The 20,015-nt window shown below is 70.9% G+C and carries 19 protein-coding genes and 1 tRNA gene; 6 read left to right on the top strand and 14 right to left on the bottom strand.

Annotated elements, in window-relative coordinates:
- Positions 1 to 239 precede the first annotated feature (239 nt).
- On the bottom strand, positions 240 to 890 hold the full coding sequence (locus OU416_RS04340; RefSeq protein ID WP_270925510.1) for an L-threonylcarbamoyladenylate synthase: 651 nt from the start codon (positions 888 to 890) through the stop codon (positions 240 to 242).
- Positions 891 to 1,086: 196 nt separating this feature from the next.
- Here OU416_RS04340 and OU416_RS04335 point away from each other — a divergent pair, with 196 nt between their 5' ends.
- On the top strand, positions 1,087 to 1,956 hold the full coding sequence (locus OU416_RS04335) for an alpha/beta fold hydrolase (protein ID WP_270925509.1): 870 nt from the start codon (positions 1,087 to 1,089) through the stop codon (positions 1,954 to 1,956).
- Positions 1,957 to 2,107: 151 nt separating this feature from the next.
- On the opposite strand, the gene prmC is transcribed toward OU416_RS04335, so the two are convergent.
- From prmC to rpmE, 3 genes are all read right to left on the bottom strand, one after another.
- Complete coding sequence (gene prmC, locus OU416_RS04330) at positions 2,108 to 2,980, bottom strand: peptide chain release factor N(5)-glutamine methyltransferase (RefSeq protein WP_270925508.1); 873 nt, start codon at positions 2,978 to 2,980, stop codon at positions 2,108 to 2,110.
- A gap of 177 nt (positions 2,981 to 3,157) precedes the next feature.
- Positions 3,158 to 4,225: a peptide chain release factor 1 gene (gene prfA / locus OU416_RS04325; protein WP_270925507.1), complete on the bottom strand. Its 1,068-nt coding sequence runs from the start codon at positions 4,223 to 4,225 to the stop codon at positions 3,158 to 3,160.
- Positions 4,226 to 4,319: 94 nt separating this feature from the next.
- On the bottom strand, positions 4,320 to 4,532 hold the full coding sequence (gene rpmE / locus OU416_RS04320) for a 50S ribosomal protein L31 (protein ID WP_093159964.1): 213 nt from the start codon (positions 4,530 to 4,532) through the stop codon (positions 4,320 to 4,322).
- Between the two features lie 267 nt (positions 4,533 to 4,799).
- On the opposite strand from rpmE, the gene OU416_RS04315 reads away from it, so the two are divergent.
- Complete coding sequence (locus OU416_RS04315) at positions 4,800 to 5,201, top strand: hypothetical protein (RefSeq protein WP_270925506.1); 402 nt, start codon at positions 4,800 to 4,802, stop codon at positions 5,199 to 5,201.
- Between the two features lie 142 nt (positions 5,202 to 5,343).
- On the opposite strand, the gene rho is transcribed toward OU416_RS04315, so the two are convergent.
- The 6 genes from rho to argS form a co-directional block, all read right to left on the bottom strand.
- Positions 5,344 to 7,209, bottom strand: coding sequence for a transcription termination factor Rho (rho, locus tag OU416_RS04310; RefSeq protein ID WP_270925505.1), 1,866 nt, complete (start codon positions 7,207 to 7,209; stop codon positions 5,344 to 5,346).
- A 732-nt stretch (positions 7,210 to 7,941) separates the two neighbouring features.
- A complete protein-coding gene (gene thrB / locus OU416_RS04305; RefSeq protein ID WP_270925504.1) occupies positions 7,942 to 8,856 on the bottom strand; it encodes a homoserine kinase in 915 nt (304 codons plus the stop codon).
- A complete protein-coding gene (gene thrC / locus OU416_RS04300; RefSeq protein ID WP_270925503.1) occupies positions 8,853 to 9,935 on the bottom strand; it encodes a threonine synthase in 1,083 nt (360 codons plus the stop codon). Before thrC ends, thrB begins: the two co-directional genes overlap by 4 nt.
- Entirely contained in the window at positions 9,932 to 11,236 is a 1,305-nt protein-coding gene (locus OU416_RS04295) for a homoserine dehydrogenase (protein WP_270925502.1), read from the bottom strand. Before OU416_RS04295 ends, thrC begins: the two co-directional genes overlap by 4 nt.
- Positions 11,237 to 12,655, bottom strand: a complete 1,419-nt coding sequence (gene lysA, locus OU416_RS04290; protein ID WP_270925501.1) for a diaminopimelate decarboxylase — start codon at positions 12,653 to 12,655, stop codon at positions 11,237 to 11,239.
- A 65-nt stretch (positions 12,656 to 12,720) separates the two neighbouring features.
- On the bottom strand, positions 12,721 to 14,382 hold the full coding sequence (gene argS / locus OU416_RS04285) for an arginine--tRNA ligase (RefSeq protein ID WP_270925500.1): 1,662 nt from the start codon (positions 14,380 to 14,382) through the stop codon (positions 12,721 to 12,723).
- Positions 14,383 to 14,592: 210 nt separating this feature from the next.
- Between argS and OU416_RS04280 the strand changes: the two genes are divergently transcribed.
- Both OU416_RS04280 and OU416_RS04275 read left to right on the top strand, forming a co-directional pair.
- Positions 14,593 to 15,381 (top strand): DUF3105 domain-containing protein, encoded by a 789-nt coding sequence (locus OU416_RS04280; RefSeq protein WP_270925499.1) that lies wholly within the window; start codon positions 14,593 to 14,595, stop codon positions 15,379 to 15,381.
- Positions 15,378 to 16,031 carry a DUF305 domain-containing protein gene (locus OU416_RS04275; protein WP_270925498.1) on the top strand — a complete coding sequence of 218 codons (654 nt, stop codon included), beginning with the start codon at positions 15,378 to 15,380 and terminating at the stop codon, positions 16,029 to 16,031. The genes OU416_RS04280 and OU416_RS04275 overlap by 4 nt, the downstream gene beginning before the upstream one ends.
- Positions 16,032 to 16,070: 39 nt before the next feature.
- On the opposite strand, the gene OU416_RS04270 is transcribed toward OU416_RS04275, so the two are convergent.
- A complete protein-coding gene (locus OU416_RS04270) occupies positions 16,071 to 16,988 on the bottom strand; it encodes a cation diffusion facilitator family transporter (protein ID WP_270925497.1) in 918 nt (305 codons plus the stop codon).
- A 201-nt stretch (positions 16,989 to 17,189) separates the two neighbouring features.
- Here OU416_RS04270 and OU416_RS04265 point away from each other — a divergent pair.
- Positions 17,190 to 17,262 (top strand) — tRNA-Arg (locus tag OU416_RS04265).
- 64 nt (positions 17,263 to 17,326) lie between these two features.
- Here the strand turns inward: OU416_RS04265 and OU416_RS04260 are convergent.
- Positions 17,327 to 18,046: an SDR family NAD(P)-dependent oxidoreductase gene (locus OU416_RS04260; RefSeq protein WP_270925496.1), complete on the bottom strand. Its 720-nt coding sequence runs from the start codon at positions 18,044 to 18,046 to the stop codon at positions 17,327 to 17,329.
- 57 nt (positions 18,047 to 18,103) lie between these two features.
- Here OU416_RS04260 and OU416_RS04255 point away from each other — a divergent pair, with 57 nt between their 5' ends.
- Complete coding sequence (locus OU416_RS04255) at positions 18,104 to 18,646, top strand: MarR family winged helix-turn-helix transcriptional regulator (RefSeq protein ID WP_270925495.1); 543 nt, start codon at positions 18,104 to 18,106, stop codon at positions 18,644 to 18,646.
- Here the strand turns inward: OU416_RS04255 and OU416_RS04250 are convergent.
- Positions 18,643 to 19,284 carry a hypothetical protein gene (locus OU416_RS04250; RefSeq protein ID WP_270925494.1) on the bottom strand — a complete coding sequence of 214 codons (642 nt, stop codon included), beginning with the start codon at positions 19,282 to 19,284 and terminating at the stop codon, positions 18,643 to 18,645. The two genes, OU416_RS04255 and OU416_RS04250, sit on opposite strands and share 4 nt — an antisense overlap.
- Before the next feature lie 79 nt (positions 19,285 to 19,363).
- On the bottom strand, positions 19,364 to 19,975 hold the full coding sequence (locus OU416_RS04245; protein ID WP_270925493.1) for a TetR/AcrR family transcriptional regulator: 612 nt from the start codon (positions 19,973 to 19,975) through the stop codon (positions 19,364 to 19,366).
- Positions 19,976 to 20,015: the final 40 nt, after the last annotated feature.

Here is a 20,015-nt window from a genome sequence, read left to right as displayed (position 1 = left end):
TCACGCACCCTGTCGCGGGTCGCCGACGTCCAGCCCCCAGAACGGAGTTTTCAAGCCCAGCGCTCCTCATCGCTTCCACATGGCGGATCCGGGTCATTACGCTATCGGCCACCGCCGCGCCGCCGACCACCGGTCCGGGTCGAACATCAGCGCCTGTTGGTGGTCGTGTTGCTCAAGTGGTCATCTAGCGGAACCCCGGACTGCGGGTGCCCCTCCTGATGTACGACCACGACAGGCACTCAGCGATCCGCTTCCAGATCCACCCCGAGCACCTCGGACAGCTGCGCCAGGCTCACCGCGCCCTCGCGCAGCACCCGCGGCGCGCCCTGCGTCAGGTCGACGATGGTGGAGGCCACCGGATCACCGGACGGCCCGCCGTCGAGGTACACCTGCACCGAATCGCCCAGCTGCTCGCGCGCTTCGGCGGCGCTGGACGCCGGCGGCTGGCCGGTGCGGTTCGCGCTGGACACCGCCATCGGGCCGACCTCGCGCAGCAGGTCCAGGGCGACCGGGTGCAGCGGCATCCGCAGGTTCACGGTGCCGCGGGTCTCCCCCAGGTCCCAGTTCAGCGACGGCGCCTGCGGCAGCACCAGCGACAGCCCGCCCGGCCAGAACGCCTCGATCAGCGCCCGCGCCTGCTGCGGCACCGACATCACCAGCCCATCCACAGTGGACCACGAGCCGACCAGCACCGGGACCGGCATGTCCGGTCCGCGGCCCTTCGCGGCCAGCAGCGAGCGGACCGCGTTGGCGTCGAACGCGTCCGCGCCGATGCCGTAGACGGTGTCGGTGGGCAGCACGGCGAGCCCACCGGCGCGAACGATGTTGGCCGCGGCGGCCAGGCCCTGCTCGCGGCTGTCCGGGACAGTGCAGTCGTAGACGGTGCTCACACCCTGATCCTGGCACGCCCGCGCGCAGCCCGTTCGAGTGGTGCAGCAGATCACCGTCCGGGACGATGCGCAGCGAGTAACGCCGCGGCTCCGGAGCGAGATCCGTCCAGTGTGCTCGCGAACACGGCAACGCGGGCGGGCCCCGCACGTCTGCCGGAGCGGGCAGCATTCAGATCGAGCGCGAGGAGAGCAGAAGATGACCGCCCCACCCCAGGGTGTCGAGGTCGACCACATCGAGTTCCCGGCGGGCCGGATCCGGTTCTTCCGGGCGGGCACCAGCGGCCCGGCGATCGTCCTGCTGCACGGTGGCGGTCCGGACAACGCGCTGATCAGCTGGCGCCACACCATCGGGGTGCTGGCCGAGGACCACCGGGTCTTCGTGCCGGACCTGCCCGGTCAGGGCGGCAGCATGCCGTGGCGCGGACGCGCCAACCAGCGCACCTTCGAGGAGGTGCTGCGCTGGCTGCTGGACGCCTGGCAGGTGCCCCAGGCGGTGCTGGTCGGCCTGTCGATGGGCGGCAGCATCGCGACCGGCTTCGCGCTGCGCAACCCGCAGCGGGTGCGCGGACTGGTGCTTGTGGACAGCACCGGGATGCAGCACCGGCTGCGCATGCACCCGCTCGCCCACCTGGCGGTGCGCTCCCGCTTCGCCGGGCCGCTGGCGGCGAAGCTGTTGCGGCTCAACCGCTCCCTCGTGCGCCGCGCGCTGACCAAGCTGTTCTTCACCGGAGGGCAGCCCGTGCCCGACCTGGAGTCCATCGTGGACGAGGTGCGCGCCGAGGCCGACGCCCGCGGATCGGTGTTCGCCGACTGGCACGCCGACGCGGTCGGCCGCAGGTCGATGCGCATCAACCACCTGCCCCACCTCGCCCAGCTGCAGTGCCCGGTGATGCTGATCCACGGCGAGCGCGACGCCATCGTGCCGGTCCAGGCCGCCCGCGACGCGGCGGGCGCGATCCCCGGCTCGATGCTGCGGGTGCTCCCCGACGCCGGCCACTGGCCGAACCGGGAGCGCCCGACCGAGTTCAACGCCCTGCTCCGGGAGTTCGTCAACACCCACCGCTGAGAGGAAGGGAACCTTCCTGTCAGCGCGGTCCCCCGGCGCGGCAAGCCCGCGCTGCGAGCATGGGAACCTTCCTGTCACCGTCGACCGGCTGCGAGCATGGGAACCTTCCTGTCACCCGAGGCATGCCCGGGTGAGCATGGGAACCTTCCTGTCACTCCGGCTGGGTGCGGCGGGCGGTGGCGAAGCGCGGGCGACCGGCCAGGTCGGCGTGGTCCTGGACGTCGGTGAGGACGCGGCGGGCGCGCAGCAGCGCGGGCACGGAGCCGCCGTGGGTGTCGTCGTGCTCGATCGCCACCCCGCCGCCGGGCCGGAGCAGGCGGGCCGCGCAGCCGACCACGTGGCGCACCACGTCCAGTCCGTCGCGGCCGCCGAAGACCGCGTCGTGCGGGTCGTGGTCGCGCACCTCCGGCGGCACCGGGGTGCCCTCCGGTACGTACGGCGGGTTGCACAGGACCAGGTCGACCAGGCCTTCCAGCTCCATGAACAGCATCGGGTCGGTGACGTCGCCGGAGTACAGCCGGATCGGGGTGGCGCCGTCCTGCGCCTGCTGGTCCGCGTTGCGGCGGGCCCAGGACAGCGCGGTCGGGTCCTTCTCGACGGCGTGCACGGCGGCGTCCGGGCGCGCGCTGGCCATCGCCAGCGCCAGCGCACCGGAGCCGGTGCACAGGTCCACCACGACCGGCTCGTCCACGCCTTCGAGGACGCTCTCGCCCCAGGCCAGCAGCAGCTCGGTCTCCGGGCGGGGCACGAACACCCCCGGCCCCACCGCCAGCGTCACAGCACCGAGCGAGGCGTTGCCGGTGAGGTGCTGGAGCGGAACGCGTGCCGCCCGGCGGCGCACCAGGTCGTGCAACGCCTGGACCACCGGTGGATCCACCAGCGGCACCATCATCAGCTTGGTCCGCTCCACCCCGAGCAGGTGCGCGGCCAGCAGCTCGGCGTCGGTGCGCGGGCTGGCCACACCCGCTGCGGCGAGCATGCGTTCCGCTTCGAGGATGGCCAGGCGCAGGGGCTGTCGGGTCACGTCGGCAAGCTTAGAGGCTGCATTTAATCCTGGTTTCAGTCTTTGTCTTGAAGCGGCGGAGCCGCGGCCCGCCCTCGGCGCTTGCCAGCGGCCGCCTGGCGAGTACAGCCCGCTCGCCGCGTATTGGTCCGTGCACAAGACCGCGCCCGCACCGCAGAACGAGTTCGCCGGACGGTCTCAGAGCGCGAGGCGTTCTTGCCGGTCGGCGGCGATCAGGGCGGCGATCACCGCGTCCAGGTCGCCGTCGAGGACGTGGTCCAGGTTGTAGGCCTTGTAGTTGACGCGGTGGTCGGAGATCCGGTTCTCCGGGAAGTTGTAGGTGCGGATCCGCTCCGAGCGGTCCACCGTGCGCACCTGGCTGCGGCGCGTCTCGGAGGCCTCCCGCTCGGCTTCTTCCTCCGCGAGCGCCTGCAGGCGGGCCTTGAGCACCAGGATGGCGCGCTGCTTGTTCTGCAGCTGCGACTTCTCGTTCTGGCAGGACACCACGATGCCGGTCGGCAGGTGGGTGACGCGCACCGCCGAGTCGGTGGTGTTCACGCTCTGCCCGCCGGGCCCCGAGGACCGGTAGACGTCGATGCGCAGGTCCTTCTCGTCGAGCTCCACCTCGACTTCCTCCGGCTCGGGGTACACCAGCACCCCGGCCGCCGAGGTGTGCACCCGGCCCTGGGACTCGGTCACCGGCACTCGCTGCACGCGGTGCACGCCGCCCTCGAACTTCAGCTGCGACCACACCCCGTCGGGGCTGGTGTCGCCCGACTTGGCCTTGATGGCGACCGTGGCGTCCTTGTAGCCGCCGAGGTCGGATTCGGTGGCGTCCAGCACCTCGGCCCGCCAGCCCTGGCGCTCGGCGAACCGCAGGTACATGCGCAGCAGGTCGCCGGCGAACAGCGCGGACTCCTCGCCGCCCTCCCCGGACTTGACCTCCAGCAGCACGTCGGAGCCGTCGTGCGGGTCGCGCGGCAGCAGCAGTTCGGTGAGCTTGGCCTCCAGCGCCGGGACCTGCTCGGTCAGCCGCTCGGCCTCCTCGGCGAACGCGGCGTCCTCCGCGGCGAACTCGCGGGCGGCCTCCAGATCGGAGCGCACCTGGTCGAGCTCCCGCGCGGTGCGCACGATCGGGCTCAGCTCGGCGTAGCGGCGGCCGAGCTTGCGGGCCTTCGCCTGGTCCGCGTGCACGCCGGGATCGGCCAGCCGCTGCTCCAGCTCCCGGTACTCGGCGAGCAGCGATTCGAGCTTCGACGTCTCCACTGGACCCTCTTCACTGGCTGTGCGGACAACGGACGCGAGAACAAGCGACGGCGCCCGCCCCGCGTGGTCCGCGGGGCGGGCGCCGTCGTCGCAGCTACTTCTTGCGCTTGCCGTAGCGGGCCTCGAAGCGGGCCACGCGACCGCCGGTGTCCAGGATCTTCTGCTTGCCCGTGTAGAACGGGTGGCAGTTGGAGCAGACCTCAACGGTGATCTGGCCGCTGCGGCGGGTGCTGTGGGTGGTGAAGCTGTTGCCGCAACCGCAGTTGACCTGCGTCACCACGTACTCGGGGTGAATGCCACTCTTCAACGGCTTGTCCTCTCTACTTGGCCGCCGGGTCCGCGGGGCCGCTGCCGCGCGGTGAACCGGAGCCGGAATCAGCCTTGCATTCTGCCAGACCGCAGCTCGTGACCTGCACCGCAGGGCGGTCCGGCCCCTTCAACACGACCGGTCGCCGACGTATTCCGAGCACCTGGCACCGCCTGGCGCAACCGCCCAACGCACGAAACGCACCGTCCGGCGCGCCGACCGCCGGTCAGGGTGCCCGCGGCAGCATCGGGCGTTCATCCTCTACGCGTGCTGCTGTGTTCGGTGTTGGGCAAGCTCGCGCTCCGGTCGTGGATGCTGCTCCCGCTGCTCTTCCTCGGCAGCGCCGGCCTGGTGGCGGCGCTGCTGAGCCTGCTGCTGCAGCCGCACCCGGCGCTGAACCAGGACGTGGGCCTGTCCGCGCCGCTGCTGTTCGGCTTCGCCGCCGCGCTGGCCGCGGGCACCGCGGGCCACGTCCGCTGGCGGTCCCGCAGGCAGCGGCGCGTCCTGCGGTTCGCGTACCCGCTGCTGCTGGTGGCCTGCGCGCTGGCCGTCGACGAGGTGCCGCTGCCGGTCGCGGCGGCGCTCGTGGTGGGACCGGTCTCCGTCGCGCTGCTCATCGGCGTGCTGCGCCGCGCGCACCGCGATCACGCGGAGTGCTCGCACGTCTGAGCCCGGCTGCGAGCATGGGAACCTTCCTGTCATCCAGGTGACAGGAAGGTTCCCATGCTCACCCGGCAGCACCCGGAAACGCGGCAGGGCCCGCACCGGGTGGGTGCGGGCCCTGCCGTTCGAGCGCCGATGGCGACTGGGATCAGTCGTCGTCCTTGCCCGGGGTGGTCTTGGCGACCTGCATCAGGAACTCGATGTTGGTGCGCGACTTGCGCAGCCGGTCCTGCAGGAGTTCCAGCGCCTGCTGCGAGTCGAGCGCGGCCAGCACTCGGCGCAGCTTGTGGGTGACCGCCAGCTCGTCGGGCGAGAGCAGGATCTCGTCCTTGCGGGTGCTGGAGGAGTCCACGTCGACCGCCGGGAACAGGCGCTTGTCGGCCAGCTTGCGGTCGAGCTTGAGCTCGGCGTTGCCGGTGCCCTTGAACTCCTCGAAGATCACGGTGTCCATCGTGGAACCGGTCTCCACCAGGGCGGTGGCGAAGATGGTCAGCGAGCCGCCGTTCTCGATGTTGCGGGCCGCGCCGAGGAACCGCTTCGGCGGGTACAGCGCGGTCGAGTCGACACCACCGGACAGGATTCGCCCGGACGCCGGGGCCGCCAGGTTGTAGGCGCGGCCCAGCCGGGTGATCGAGTCCAGCAGGACGACCACGTCGTGGCCCATCTCGACGAGCCGCTTGGCCCGCTCGATGGACAGCTCGGCGACCGTGGTGTGGTCCGACGGCGGCCGGTCGAAGGTCGAGGCGATGACCTCGCCCTTCACCGAGCGCTGCATGTCGGTGACCTCTTCCGGACGCTCGTCGGCGAGGACGACCATCAGGTGGCACTCGGGGTTGTTGGTGGTGATCGCGTTGGCGATCGCCTGCAGCACCATCGTCTTACCGGCCTTCGGCGGCGAGACGATCAGCGCGCGCTGCCCCTTGCCGACCGGCATCACCAGGTCGATGATCCGCCCGGTGAGGTTCTGCGGCTCGGTTTCCAGGCGCAGTCGCTCGTTCGGGTACAGCGGGGTCAGCTTGTGGAACTCGGGGCGGTTCTTGGCCGCGTCCGGCTCCAGGCCGTTGATCGAGTCCACCCGCACCAGCGGGTTGAACTTCTGCCGCTGCTGCTCGCCCTCCCGCGGCTGCCGGATGACGCCCTTGATCGCGTCACCGCGCCGCAGGTTGTACTTGCGGACCAGCGACAGCGACACGTAGACGTCGTTCGGGCCTGCGAGGTAGCCGGAGGTGCGCACGAACGCGTAGTTCTCCAGCACGTCCAGGATGCCCGCGACGGGCAGCAGCACGTCGTCCTCGCGGACCTCGGGCTCGCCGCCCTCGCCGCGGCCGCGGTTGCGGCGGCGGTCCCGGAAGCGGCGGCCACGACCCCGACGACCACCCTCGTCGTCATCGTCGTCCTGCTGCCGGTTGTCGCGGTCCCGGTCCTGCCGGTTGCCGCGCTCCTGCCGGTTGCCGTCCCGCTCCTGGCGGTTCTCGCGCTCCGGGCGGTTGTCCTGCTTGCGCTCGCCGCGCTGCTCCTCGGCACCACCCGACTCGGCGCCGGAACGGCTGGACGAGCGGCGCCTGCGGTTGCCGCCGCGCCGGTTGTCCTCGCCCTCACCGCTGGTCTCGGCGGCCTGCTGGCGCCGGGAGCGGGTGCGGGCCGGGGCGGCACCGTTGGTGGCCTGCTCGGTGCTGGCCTCGCGCGCCGCCGGCGCGGATTCGGCCTCGTCGAGGGCAGGCTGGTGCGCCTTGGCGGCGGGAGCCTCCTCGGCGCGGGCCGACGCCTTCTTGGCGGAGCGGGTGCGGGGCGCGGTCGTGCCGCCCTGCTTCTCCTTGATGGCGGCGATCAGGTCGCCCTTGCGCAGACCGCCGGTCTCGATCCCCAGTTCCCCCGCGAGTTGGCGCAGTTCGGCGAGAACCATGCCGGAAAGCCCACCCCGTCGACGCGGGGTGCCGTTGGCCTCGGAATCCTGCTGGCCAGCGGGAGAGGCGCCGTTGGCCGCCTCGCTGCTCAACAGTTCGGTGTTGCTCACGAATGTCCTTCCTGACCGGACCGCGCCTCCTACGCGACCCAGCGGATTGCCCGCCCGCTCTGGAGTGCGGGCGGCCGGTGTGTGCTACCAGCTCTCTCGCCGATCGGCATCCCTGCGCGCGTGGCGCGACCGAATTCGGCGTTGGCTCGGGAACCAGCAGCACCGGGCAGTGGGAGGCACCCGGCTCGCGTGGTCCATGTGCGACGCATCCACTCCGATCCACACGTGCCGATGCACGCCCTGCCGCCTCATCCCAGGAATCCCCGACTCATGTTGGCGCCCCGGATGCTTGCTCGGGGACCACTTCCTGGAACTTAAGGCCCCCACCCCGACAACGGCAACGACGTACACCGTCGATCGCCCCGAAGCGAACTCAATTGAGTTGACAACTCCTGCCTCGGTCACCGCGATCGCCGAACCCGCCTAAGTTGATCTTCACCCGTGGCGGGTGGAGTTCAATTCACGGCGGGAGATGCGCTCCGGAAAACGATGTTCCGGATACGGCACCGGCACCCTGGGCGCGGTGACTGATTGACCTTGAGGGTAGACGCCCAGTAGTTCAGGTGCAACAACCCCCCGGGCGTGTGGCACGCCCTTTCAGATCGTGTCGTCGACGACCAGCCAGCGAATCCGCTGCTCGCCACCGGCGACACGTCCTTTGTACCACTTCCGTGCAAGACCCCCGCCGCGGGGCGGTGAACTGGGCTTTCCCACCCCGTTCACCGCCCCGGGTCAGACCTGCTCGACGATCTGCACGCCCGCGTCGTCGACCGGAAGGCGCAACGCCTGGAAGCCGTTCGGCGCAATCTCCGCGGGCAGCTCCCCGCCGGTCGGCAGCGCGAGCACGGTCGGCCCCGCTCCGGAGACCGCGGCCGCCACGCCCGCCTCGCGCAACCGGTGGACCAGCGCGATGGTGTCCGGCCACGCCGATTCGCGGTAGTCCTGGTGCAGCCGGTCCGCGGTCGCCGCCAGCAGCAGTTCCGGCGCGCGGGTCATCGCGTGCACGGCCAGCGCCGCGCGACCGGCCGCGAACGCGGCGTCGGCGTGCGGGACCCGCTCCGGCAGCAGACCGCGGGTGACGTCGGTGGCGGACCGCGCCTGCGGGACGAAGGCGATCGGTGACACGTCCGGGTGCGGTCGCATCCGGACCGCGCGGAACCGGCCGGATTCCTGCCACGCCACCACGAATCCGCCGAGCAGGCTGGCCGCCGCGTTGTCCGCGTGCCCTTCCCTGGCCGCGGCCAGGTGCAGCGCCAGCTCGGCGTTGTCGTTGTCCCGCAAGTCGATTCCGGCGAGCGCGAAGCCCGCGGCGACCCCGGCGACGGTGGCCGCCGCCGAGGAGCCCAGGCCGCGCGCGTGCGGAATGCTGTTCTCGCAGTGCAACCGCAGCGCGGGAGCGGGGAAACCGAGTTCCGCCAACGTCTTGTGGACGACTCGCACCACCAAGTGACGCTCGTCGGTGGGAACCGAGTCGGCGCCCTCGCCCTCGACCTGTACGCTCGCCGATCCCGGTGGCCCGTCCACCACCCGCACGGAAACGTTGTCGTGCAAGGACAACGCCATGCCCAGCGCGTCGAAACCGGAGCCGAGGTTCGCCGTCGAGCCGGGAACTTTCACCCGGACGGCCGAAACCGGCAGGCCGGTCATGCCAGCTCCAGCGCGGTGGCGACCGCGCCGGGGTCGACCGGCAGCGGCTCGACCTCGACCATGCCGGACAGCGCGGTGTCCGGGTCCTTCAGGCCGTGCCCGGTGACCGTGCAGACCACGACCGAGCCGGCGGGCAGCCTGCCGTCGGCGGCGGTGGCCAGCAGCCCGGCGACGCTGGAGGCCGAGGCGGGCTCGACGAAGACGCCCTCGCGGGAGGCCAGCAGCCGGTAGGCGGCCAGGATCTGCTCGTCGGTCACCGCCGCGAACAGCCCGCCGGAGGCGTCCTTCGCGTCGGTGGCGCCGCGCCAGGAAGCGGGGCTGCCGACGCGGATCGCGGTGGCGATGGTCTCCGGGTTGGCCACCGGCTGGCCGTGCACCAGCGGCGCCGCCCCGGCCGCCTGGAAGCCGAACATCCGCGGGGTGCGCTCGATGATGCCGTCGCCCGCGTACTCGGTGTAGCCCTTCCAGTAGGCGGTGATGTTGCCCGCGTTGCCGACCGGCAGGCAGTGCACGTCCGGCGCCCGGCCGAGCACGTCGCAGATCTCGAACGCCGCGGTCTTCTGCCCCTCCAGGCGCACCGGGTTGACCGAGTTGACCAGGGTCACCGGGTGCTCGGCGGAGGTCTTGCGGGCCAGCTCCAGGCAGTCGTCGAAGTTGCCCTGGACCTGCAGGATCTTCGCACCGTGCACCACGGCCTGGGCGAGCTTGCCCAGCGCGATCTTGCCCTGCGGCACCAGCACCGCGGAGGTCAGACCGGCGCGCGCCGCGTAGGCGGCGGCCGATGCCGACGTGTTGCCGGTGGAGGCGCAGATGACCGCCTTGCTGCCCGCGGCGAGCGCGTGCGTGATGGCCACGGTCATGCCGCGGTCCTTGAACGAGCCGGTCGGGTTGGCGCCCTCCACCTTCAGGTAGACGGTGCTGCCGGTCAGCTCGGACAGGTGGTGCGCGGGCACCAGCGGGGTGTTGCCCTCCTGCAGGGTCACCACGCGCGCCCCCTCCGGCACCGGCACCCGGTCCCGGTAGGCCTCGATCAGACCGGGCCAGCCGGCCCGCACCGCAGCACCCTGGATGTTCGTCAAGACGGTTCACCTTCCACACGCATCACGCTGACCACCTCGCGCACCACCGGCAGTTGCGCGATCTTGTCCACAGTGGACTTCAATGCCGCATCGGCGGCGGTGTGGGTGACCACCACGAGGCTGGCTTCGGCACCCCGGCCCTGCTGTCGCACGACCGAGATGCTGACGTCGTTGTCGTTGAACATGGCCGCGACCTGCGAGAGCACGCCCGGCTTGTCGGCCACGTCGAGGCTGATGTGGTAGCGGGTCGGGGTCTTGCCCATCGGGCGCATCGGCAGCTGCGCGTGCGCCGACTCCCGGGGCCCCTTGCCCGCCACCACCAGGTTGCGCGCCACCGCGACGAGGTCGCCCAGCACCGCGCTGGCGGTGGGCGCTCCCCCCGCGCCCTGGCCGTAGAACATCAGCTGCCCGGCGGCCTCGGCCTCCACGAACACCGCGTTGAAGGCGTCGCCGACGCTCGCCAGCGGGTGGCTGCGCGGGATCATCGCCGGGTGCACGCGGGCCGACACCGACTCGGTGCCGTCCTCGTCGACCACCCGCTCGCAGATCGCCAGCAGCTTCACCGAGCGGTCCAGGGTGCGCGCCGCGGCGATGTCGCCGGGCGTGACCGCCGAGATGCCCTCGCGGTGCACATCGCTGGCGGTGACCCGGGTGTGGAACGCCAGCGAGGCGAGGATCGCGGCCTTCGCGGCGGCGTCGAAGCCGTCCACGTCGGCGGTCGGGTCCGCCTCGGCGTAGCCCAGCCGGCCGGCCTCGTCCAGCGTTTCGGCGTAACCCGCACCGGTGGAGTCCATCGCCGACAGGATGAAGTTGGTGGTGCCGTTGACGATGCCCATGACCCGGTTGATCCGGTCCCCGGCCAGCGACTCGCGCAGCGGCCGCAGCAGCGGGATGGCCCCGGCGACGGCCGCCTCGAAGTAGATGTCGGCGCCGGAGGCGTCCGCGGCGGCGTAGAGCTCGGAGCCGTGCTCGGCCAGCAGCGCCTTGTTCGCGGTCACCACCGACTTGCCGGACCGCAGCGCGGTCAGCAGCAGCGACCGGGCGGGCTCGATGCCGCCGATCAGCTCCACCACGACGTCGACGTCGCCCTCCACCAGCGCGTGCGCGTCGGTGGTGAGCAGGTGCTGCGGCACCTCGGGGTGCTTGTGCGGCCGGCGCACCGCGACACCGGTGACCAGCATCGGCGCCCCGGTCCGGGCAGCGAACTCGTCGGGTTGGTCGTGCAGCAGGCGCAGCACCTCGGTACCGACCGTGCCGCACCCCAACAGCGCGACCCGGATCGGTTCACGGTCCTGGTTCACTCACACCTCCAGCCGGAGCAGGTCGTCCTCGGTCTCCCTGCGCAGCAGCAACCGCGCCTGACCATCGCGCACCGCCACCACGGGCGGCTTGGGCAGGCGGTTGTAGTTGCTCGCCATCACGTAGCAGTAGGCGCCGGTGGCGGCCACTGCGAGCAGGTCTCCTGGAGCAATGTCCTCCGGAAGCCAGCAGTCGCGCACCACTACGTCACCGGACTCACAGTGCTTGCCCACGATGCGGGACAGCACGGCGGGCGCTTCGGCGCTGCGCGACACCAGCCGGGAGTCGTAGACGGCGTCGTAGAGCGAGGTGCGGATGTTGTCGCTCATGCCGCCGTCGACGCTGACGTACTTGCGGTGCACCTCGGCGCCCAGCGCGACGTCCTTGATGGTGCCGACCTCGTAGACGGTGACCATGCCGGGGCCGACGATGGCGCGACCGGGCTCCACCGCGATCTTGGGCACCGGGATGCCCGCGTTGTCGGCCTCCTTGCCGACGATCTCGCGCAGCCGGGTGGCCAGCTGGTCGGGCGGCAGCGGGTCGTCGTCACCGGTGTAGGCGATGCCCAGCCCGCCGCCGAGGTCCACGGTGGTGGCGCTGGCCAGCGCGCCGGCGCCGTGCTCGGCGCGCAGCTCGGCCAGCAGCCGCACCACCCGGTGCGCGGCCAGCTCGAAGCCGTCCACGTCGAAGATCTGCGAACCGATGTGGCTGTGCAGCCCGGCCAGCACCAGCGAACCGGCCTTCAGCACCCGGTGCACGGCCTCCGCGGCCTGCCCGCCCGCCAGCGAGAAGCCGAACTTCTGGTCCTCGTGCGCGGTGGCGATGAACTCGTGGGTGTGCGCCTCGACGCCCACCGTGACGCGCACCAGCACGTGCTGCTGGACGCCGCGCTCGGCGGCGATGTGCTCCAGCCGGGCGATCTCGTGGAACGAGTCCAGCACCACCGAACCGACCCCGGCCTCCACCGCCGCGGCCAGCTCGGCCACGGACTTGTTGTTGCCGTGGAAGGTGATCCGCTCGGCGGGGAACCCGGCGCGCAGCGCCACGGCCAGCTCGCCGCCGCTGCACACGTCCAGGCTCAGGCCCTCCTCGGCCACCCAGCGAGCGACCTCGGTGCACAGGAACGCCTTCGAGGCGTAGTGCACCGCGGTCGGGTCGCCGAACGCCTCGGCGTAGTCGCGGCAGCGGGACCGGAAGTCGTCCTCGTCCAGCACGAACAGCGGGGTGCCGAAGCGCTCCGCCAGGTCTCGGACGTCGATGCCGGCGAAGCGGACGACGCCGTCGGCGCCGCGCTCGCTGTTGCGCGGCCACACCTGCGGGTGCAGGCGGTCGACGTCTTCAGCGGTGGCCGGAACCGGTCCCGCGGTGTTGCCGGGCAGCACGACATCGGCGTGCCGGGGCCCGGCGGGATGGGCGCGCATCTAGAGCTCCTTCGCGCAGCCTGCCGCTGGACAGGCGATTCGTCACGGCACGTGCGGCCGCGTTCTCACATCTGTTCGGGTGCGCTGACGCCCAGCAGCGCCAAGCCGTTGGCGATGACCTGCCGGGTCGCCTCGCACAGCTGAAGCCGGGCGATGGTCAGCGGGCTGGCCTGGTCGTCGCCGGGGTAGAGCACGCGGCACGCGTCGTAGAACTTGTGGTACGCGCTGGCCACGTCCTCCAGGTAGCGGGCCACCCGGTGCGGTTCGCGCAGCTGGGCGGCCGAGTTCACCACGCGCGGGAACTCGCCGAGGGTGCGGATCAGGTCGCCCTCGCGTTCGTGGGTGAGCAGCGACAGGTCGGCGTCGTCCACCGGGCCGCGCTCGATGCCCAGCGAGGCCGCGTTGCGCTGCAGCGACGACAGCCGGGCGTGCGCGTACTGGACGTAGAACACCGGGTTCTCGTTGGTGCGCTTGGTGATCAGGTCCAGGTCGATGTCGAGCGCGGAGTCCGCGGAGGAGCGGATCAGCGAGTAGCGGGCGGCGTCCACGCCGACCGCCTCCACCAGGTCCTCCAGGGTGACGACGGTGCCCGCGCGCTTGCTCATCCGCACCGGTTTGCCGTCGCGCACCAGGTTCACCAGCTGCCCGATGAGCACCTCCACCACGGCCGGGTCGTCGCCCAGCGCCGCGGCGGCGGCCTTGAGCCGGGCGATGTAGCCGTGGTGGTCGGCGCCCAGCATGTAGATGCACAGCTCGAAGCCGCGGTTGCGCTTGTCCAGCAGGTAGGCGACGTCACCGGCGATGTAGGCGGGCGCGCCGTCGCTCTTGATGACCACCCGGTCCTTGTCGTCGCCGAACTCGGTGGAGCGCAGCCACCAGGCGCCGTCGGCGAAGTACACGTGGCCGGACTTCTTCAGCGTCTCCAGCGCCTGCGCCACCGCACCGGAGGTGTGCAGCGAGTCCTCGTGGAAGAACACGTCGAAGTCGGTGCCGAACTCGTGCAGGCTCTGCTTGATCTCGTCGAACATCAAGCCGACGCCGATGCGGCGGAAGGTCTCGTGCCGCTCCTCGGCGGGCTGCTCCATCACCGCGGGCTCGGCCTTGAGCACCTCGGCGGCGATGTCGGCGATGTAGGCGCCGCCGTAGCCGTCCTCCGGGGCGGGCTCGCCCTCGGCGGCGGCGATCAGCGACCGCACGAACCGGTCGATCTGCGCGCCGGCGTCGTTGAAGTAGTACTCGCGGGTCACCTCGGCGCCCTGCGCGGCCAGCACCCGGCCGAGCGCGTCGCCGACCGCCGCCCACCGGGTGCCGCCCAGGTGGATCGGGCCGGTCGGGTTCGCCGAGACGAACTCCAGGTTGACCTTCAGCCCGGCGTAGCCGTCACCGTCGCCGTAGTCGGCGGCGCGGGTGAGCACCTCGCGCACGATCTGGCCCTGCGCGTCGGCGGCCAGCCGCAGGTTCAGGAAGCCGGGACCGGCGACGTCAACCGAGTCGATGCCGTCCTTGCCGGTCAGCGCCTCGGCCAGCCAGGTCGCCAGGTCGCGCGGCTTGACCCCGGCCTTCTTGGCCACCTGCATCGCGAGGTTGGTGGCGTAGTCACCGTGCTCCGGGTTGCGGGGTCGCTCGACCGTCACCACCTCGGGCAGCACGGAGGTGTCCAGCTGCTTGCCGGAGAGCACCTCGACGGCGGTGTTGCGGACCAGTTCTGCGAGCGCGGCGGGAGTCACCTTATGCAGTCTAAGGAAGTGTCCGCGCTGCTCAGCCAACGGGTTGGCCACGTCCCAACAGGCAAGACCACGCCGCGTGATCACCCGGTCACAGCGGTGTGAGAACGTGTGGTGGCGAGCATTGGCCGGAAGGCTTCTCGCGGCGTCGGCAATCTCTACACTGGCGGGCCGGATCCCCCGGTGGTTCTTGAGACGAGGTTTGCGAACAGCATGGCGAACAGGAAGAGCAAAGCGGTGCGCGGCGCCGTGGTGCACCAGCGGCAAATCCCCTGGATGCTGATCTCGGGCGTCACCGTCGTAGCGGTGTTCGCTGCGGTGGTCTTCGGCTTCGCGTTCATGAGGTACTCGGAAACCGCCGACGTCCGCGCGGCGCAGGAGGCCGCGGAGAAGGCCGCCGAGCCGTTCAAGCCGTCCCCGGAGAACCCGGACCCGTCCAAGAAGATCCCCGGCGTCACGGTCGTGGACTACCCGGGTCAGATCCACGTCACCCCGGCGCAGCGGGTGGCCTACGACCACTCCCCGCCGTTCGGCGGCCCGCACGACGGCATCTGGGCGGACTGCATGGGCGTGGTGTACCCGGAGGCGGTGCGCACCGAGAACATGGTCCACTCGCTGGAGCACGGCGCGGTGTGGATCGCCTACAACCCGGAGAAGGTCGACGAGGCCGGCATCGAGCGGCTCAAGGTCCGCGCCGAGGGCAAGCAGTACACGATGATGTCGCCGTACCCGGGACTGGACAGCCCGATCTCGCTGCAGTCGTGGGGCCACCAGCTCAAGGTCGACAGCGCCGACGACCCGCGCATCGACCAGTTCATCACCGCGCTGCGGCTGAACAACAACGGCGTCTACCCGGAGATCGGCGGCTCCTGCCAGGCCTACCCGGGCGCGTTCGACACGAACAACCCGCCGAAGTTCGACGGCACCCCGCCCGGCCCGGACGCGGTCCCGATGGACGGCCGCGGCGCGACCCAGGACGCCGGCGAGATGGGCCAGCCGTGACGGAACGCCCGCTGGCCACGCGCGTCTTCGTGGCCGTCGCGGCGGCGCTGGCACTGCTGCTGCTGGGGGCGGCGCTCGGACTGCTGATCCGGGTGCCGTCCTTCGACCGCGCCGAACCCGAGCCGACCCCGGTCGACGTCGGCTTCGCGCAGGACATGTCCGTGCACCACCAGCAAGCGGTGACCATGGCCACGCTGGCCCGCGAGCGCGCCGCCGACGTCGCGGTGCGGCAGCTGGCCTTCGACATCGAGACCAACCAGCGCGACCAGATCGGTCGCATGCAGGGCTGGCTGGGCCTGTGGCACCAGCCGGCCCAGGCCGTCGGCCCGCTGATGGAGTGGATGTCGGCGGAGGGCCACGACCACGGCACCGCCTCGACCGGCCCGTCCTCCGGCGGCCTGATGCCCGGCATGGCCAGCAGCGCGGAGATGACCCACCTGCACGCGCTGCGCGGCCCGGACTTCGACGTCTACTTCCTGCAGCTGATGCTGCGCCACCACGAGGGCGGCGCCCCGATGGCGGACTACGGCGCCCGCCACGCCACCATCCCGGCGGTGCGCGAGCTGGCGAAGAACATGCTGGGCTCGCAGAGCAACGAGAGCGAGCTCATGCGCTCCATGCTCGCCCAGCGCGGCGCCCGCCCGCTGTGATGCGAGCATGGGAACCTTCCTGTCACGCGGCCCTGCAGATCACCAGGTCAGCGCCTGACAGCGCTTAGCGCACTCGGCGGGCTCGACCTGCAGCGTCGCGTGCTCGATGCGGTAGCGCTCGGCCAGCAGGCGCTGCGCGGCGATCAGCACCCCTCCGTGGTCGGCATCGGCCCCGGTGGTCAGGTGCGCGGAAGCGACCTCCATCCCGGAGGTGAGGGTCCACACGTGCACGTCGTGGACCTCGGTGACCGACGGCAGCGAGGTCAGGTCCGCGCGCAGCTCGCGCACGTCGATGCCTTCGGGGGCCTGCTGGACGAGGATCCGCAGCGCCTGGCGGGCCAGCTTCCAGGTGCGCGGCAGCACGAACAGGCCGACCGCGACGGCGACGATCGGGTCGGCCAGGTACCAGCCGAACAGCCAGGTGAGCAGACCGCCGATCAGCACGCCGACCGAACCGAGGGTGTCGGCGAGGACCTCCAGGTAGGCCCCGCGCACGTTCAGGCTCTCGCTGGCGCCCTGACGCAGCAGCGCGAACACCACGAGGTTGGCGCCGAGCCCGGCGGCCGCGGTGAGCATCATCGGCACCCCGGCGACCTCGGGCGGATCCTGGAACCGGGATATCGATTCGTAGAGGATGTAAGCGGCGACGCCGAACAGCAGCACGGCGTTGGCGAGCGCGGCCAGCACCTCCATGCGGTAGAGCCCGAAGGTCCGCTTGTCCCCCACCGGCCGCCGCGCGGCGGTGATGGCGGCGAGCGCCATGCCCACGCCGAGCACGTCGGTGAGCATGTGCCCGGCATCGGACAGCAGCGCCAGCGAGGACGTCATGAACCCGACGACCGCTTCCAGCACGAGGAACGCGAGCAGGATCGCGAACGAGATGGCCAGCCGCCGCACGTAGCGCCCGGATGCGCTGACCGCGTCGGCTGCGGAACCGTGCCCGTGGCCCTGACCCATCGACCCTCCTACGACAGCGCGGCCTTATACATAGTGAAGTACGCATGATTTCACGTGTCAAGGTGACCAGGGCCGACGCCGGGGTGGTTGACAGGAAGGTTCCCATGCTCGCACTCGAAGCTCCCGCCGCAGCACGTTCGGCACCCCCCGCCGAGGACCACCCGGCGGGTGCGCTAAGCTAACGATCGTCCGCAGCGACAAGCCCTCGTAGCTCAGCGGATAGAGCACTGCCCTCCGGAGGCAGGTGTCGCAGGTTCGAGTCCTGCCGAGGGCGCCCGTGAAGATCCGCCCCTGGTTCGGCAATCGCCACCAGGGGCGGATCTTTTTGCTCACCGGCATCATCGCGTGGTGTGCGCACCGCCGTTCACGTGGAGGGTCTGGCCGGTGAGGTGACGAGCACCCTCGGACGCCAGGAAGTGCGCGAGCTCGGCGATGTCGTCCGGACGCCCCGGACGGCCGTTGTGGGTCGCAGCGATCAGCTCGGTCCGACGCTGCTCGCTGAGCTTGCCATGGAAGAACTCCGTCTCCTCGATGTAGCCGGGCGAAATCAGGTTCGCGGTCAGCCCTTTCGGACCAACCTCTGAGGACAGACCCGCATTCCAAGCCGCGAGAGCGGCTTTCGCCGCGCCATAGGAGATCGAGGCGTGTTCGGCCGCGATGGAGCCGACGTTGACGATGGTGCCGCCGGGCTGCAGCTTGTCGAGCACAGCGGTCGTCGTGAGCACCGCGCTGAGCAGGTTGGCGTCCAGGTTCGCGTGCCACGCCTCCGCGAGCTGCTCCAGGTTCGCCGGCTCGTCGCGCAGCATATCGGTGTTGGCGCCCGCCATGTTGACGAGCACGTCGAGGTGGTCGCCGAGCTCCGCCGCCAGCTCCGCCACCTGCCGCGGGTCCGACGCGTCGCAGGCGATCGGCCGGGCGTCAACCTCGGCCGCCGCGGACGCCAGCCGCTCAGCACCGCGACCAGTGATGATGACGGTGTCACCGGAGGCGCGGAAGCGGCTCGCCACGGCCTTGCCGATGCCGCTGCTACCGCCGGTCACGAGGACAATTCGGTTCACTGGCACTCCTGAGAATCTGATACGTTTAGCGCTAAACGTAGCGCTGGGAGGTGCGCGATGTCCAACACCGAGAGCTATCCGCTCGGTTCGACCTCGACCTGGCCCTCGGCCGACATAGCCGCGGCCTGGCGCCGCGAGCTGCCCGGCTCGCGCACCGAATCCATCGAGATCATCACGCCGATCTGGCGCATCGCGAAGCTCCTCGCCGACGAACGCCGCCGCACCCTGGCCCGGCTGGGCATCGACCCGTCGACGCTGGACCTGCTCAGCGTGATCCGCCGCGCCGGCCCGCCCTACGAGCTGACCACCCGCGAGATCACCCGCCGAACGCTGGTGACCGCCGGAGCCATCTCGCAGCGCATCGCCCGAGCCGAACAGGCCGGACTGGTCGACCGGTCACCGTCGTCGGCGTCCCGCCGCGCCGTCGCCGTCCGGCTGACCGACGCCGGGCACGACCTCGTCGAGTCCACCGTGCGGCAGCTGCTCGACCACGAAGCCGAGCTGATCGAAACGCTCGCGGGGGAAGACCACGCATACCTCTCCCGCGTCCTCACCGAGCTCGAAACCTCGCTCAGCGCGAGAAGCCAGGAGTCCACTTAGGCCGTTGCGCGCCGGTACATCGGCGCCTCCGGAACCATGAAGCAGACGAGCAACTTCAGGAAGAACAGGACTGGGAACCAGGCAAGCACGGCGGGCAGCGGCAACCACGTCAAGTTCACCAGCACCGCAGCCAGGTACAGGCCCACCGCCGCGAGCCGCTTGACCTCCAACGGCGCCACCTCGACGAGCACTGCGGCAGCGAGCAGCAGAGCTGCGTTGATCAGCAACCACCGCCACCCTCCCGCATCGAGCACGAAGACCACCGCGACCAGGTAGAGCAGGTGCGAGGCGATGAAGAGGAGCCGCTTGCCGCGCATTCCCGGTGCCGGGCGGTGGTACCAGCGCTTGGCCGCATTGGTCGCGTTGGTCAGCACTCCGCCGACCAGGTCGAACACCATCACCGCGAGAACCACGTCCGGCAGCACCGCCCCGCCCCAACCGCCGAACCACGCGATGCACAGCGCCAGCAGAGCCATGTTCAGCAGTTGGCCGACCGCCTCCACGACGTTCTCCAGCCGAGTCCTGCCCGGCCCGATGAACCGCTTCAGCACTCCCCCGACCCCACGAGGAGTCGACGGGATCCGCCATTCGATGACCACGTCTCCCGGCGTTTCCGGTTCAGCTGAAACAGCCGGCACAGCACTCCTCCTTCAAGCAACACGAATTGATCGGACGTACCTATATCCGATCGGTGTGGTTCCAGCTTTGCGCGAACCCCTACTGCTCGGGTCCCAGCAGTCGTTTCACCGCCTCGAACTGGGCCTGCACGAGAAGGGGCAGCTCTCCAGATCCCAACGCCGACCGGTTCCGCAGGATCCACTCGTCGAACGCGCGGAGGACTGCGATGGCGGTGTGAGCTTGGAGCCCGGATGGGATGTCGCACCGCACCGCACCGACGGACCGGCCGACCGCGAGAGTTCGCCGCAGCCAGTCATCGACCGCCGCAGCCGACGCTGCAAGGCCGCCCTGACCAGCTGGTACGTCCGGCAGATAGCAGATCCGGCCGAAGTTGACGAAAAGCGGATCGCGCTCGGCTGCGATCACCAGGCGCTGCAGGAACCGCTCGGCCAGGCCCCAGAAATCGGACTGGAAGTCCGCTGGCTCAGGCACCTCCAGGTCAGCGGCCACCGTCGCCGCGACGTGCGCGACGACCGCCTCGAACAGCTGCTGCTTGGAGTCGAAGTAGTGGTAGAAGGAGCTCTTGCTCATGCCGCAGGAACGGATCACCCGGTTCAGCGAGGCGCGCTCGTAACCGACGTCGGCGAACTCCGCGGCCGCGATCGACACGAGTTCGCGCCACCTCTCCGCAGGCATGCTCCGCTTTTCCACGCCACACACCATAGCCATGTGTGGACCACCCGGTCCACAC

Source organism: Saccharopolyspora indica (assembly GCF_027853965.1).
GTDB classification, from domain to species: Bacteria; Actinomycetota; Actinomycetes; order Mycobacteriales; family Pseudonocardiaceae; genus Saccharopolyspora; species Saccharopolyspora indica.
This window is presented reverse-complemented; position numbering and strand designations above follow the sequence as displayed.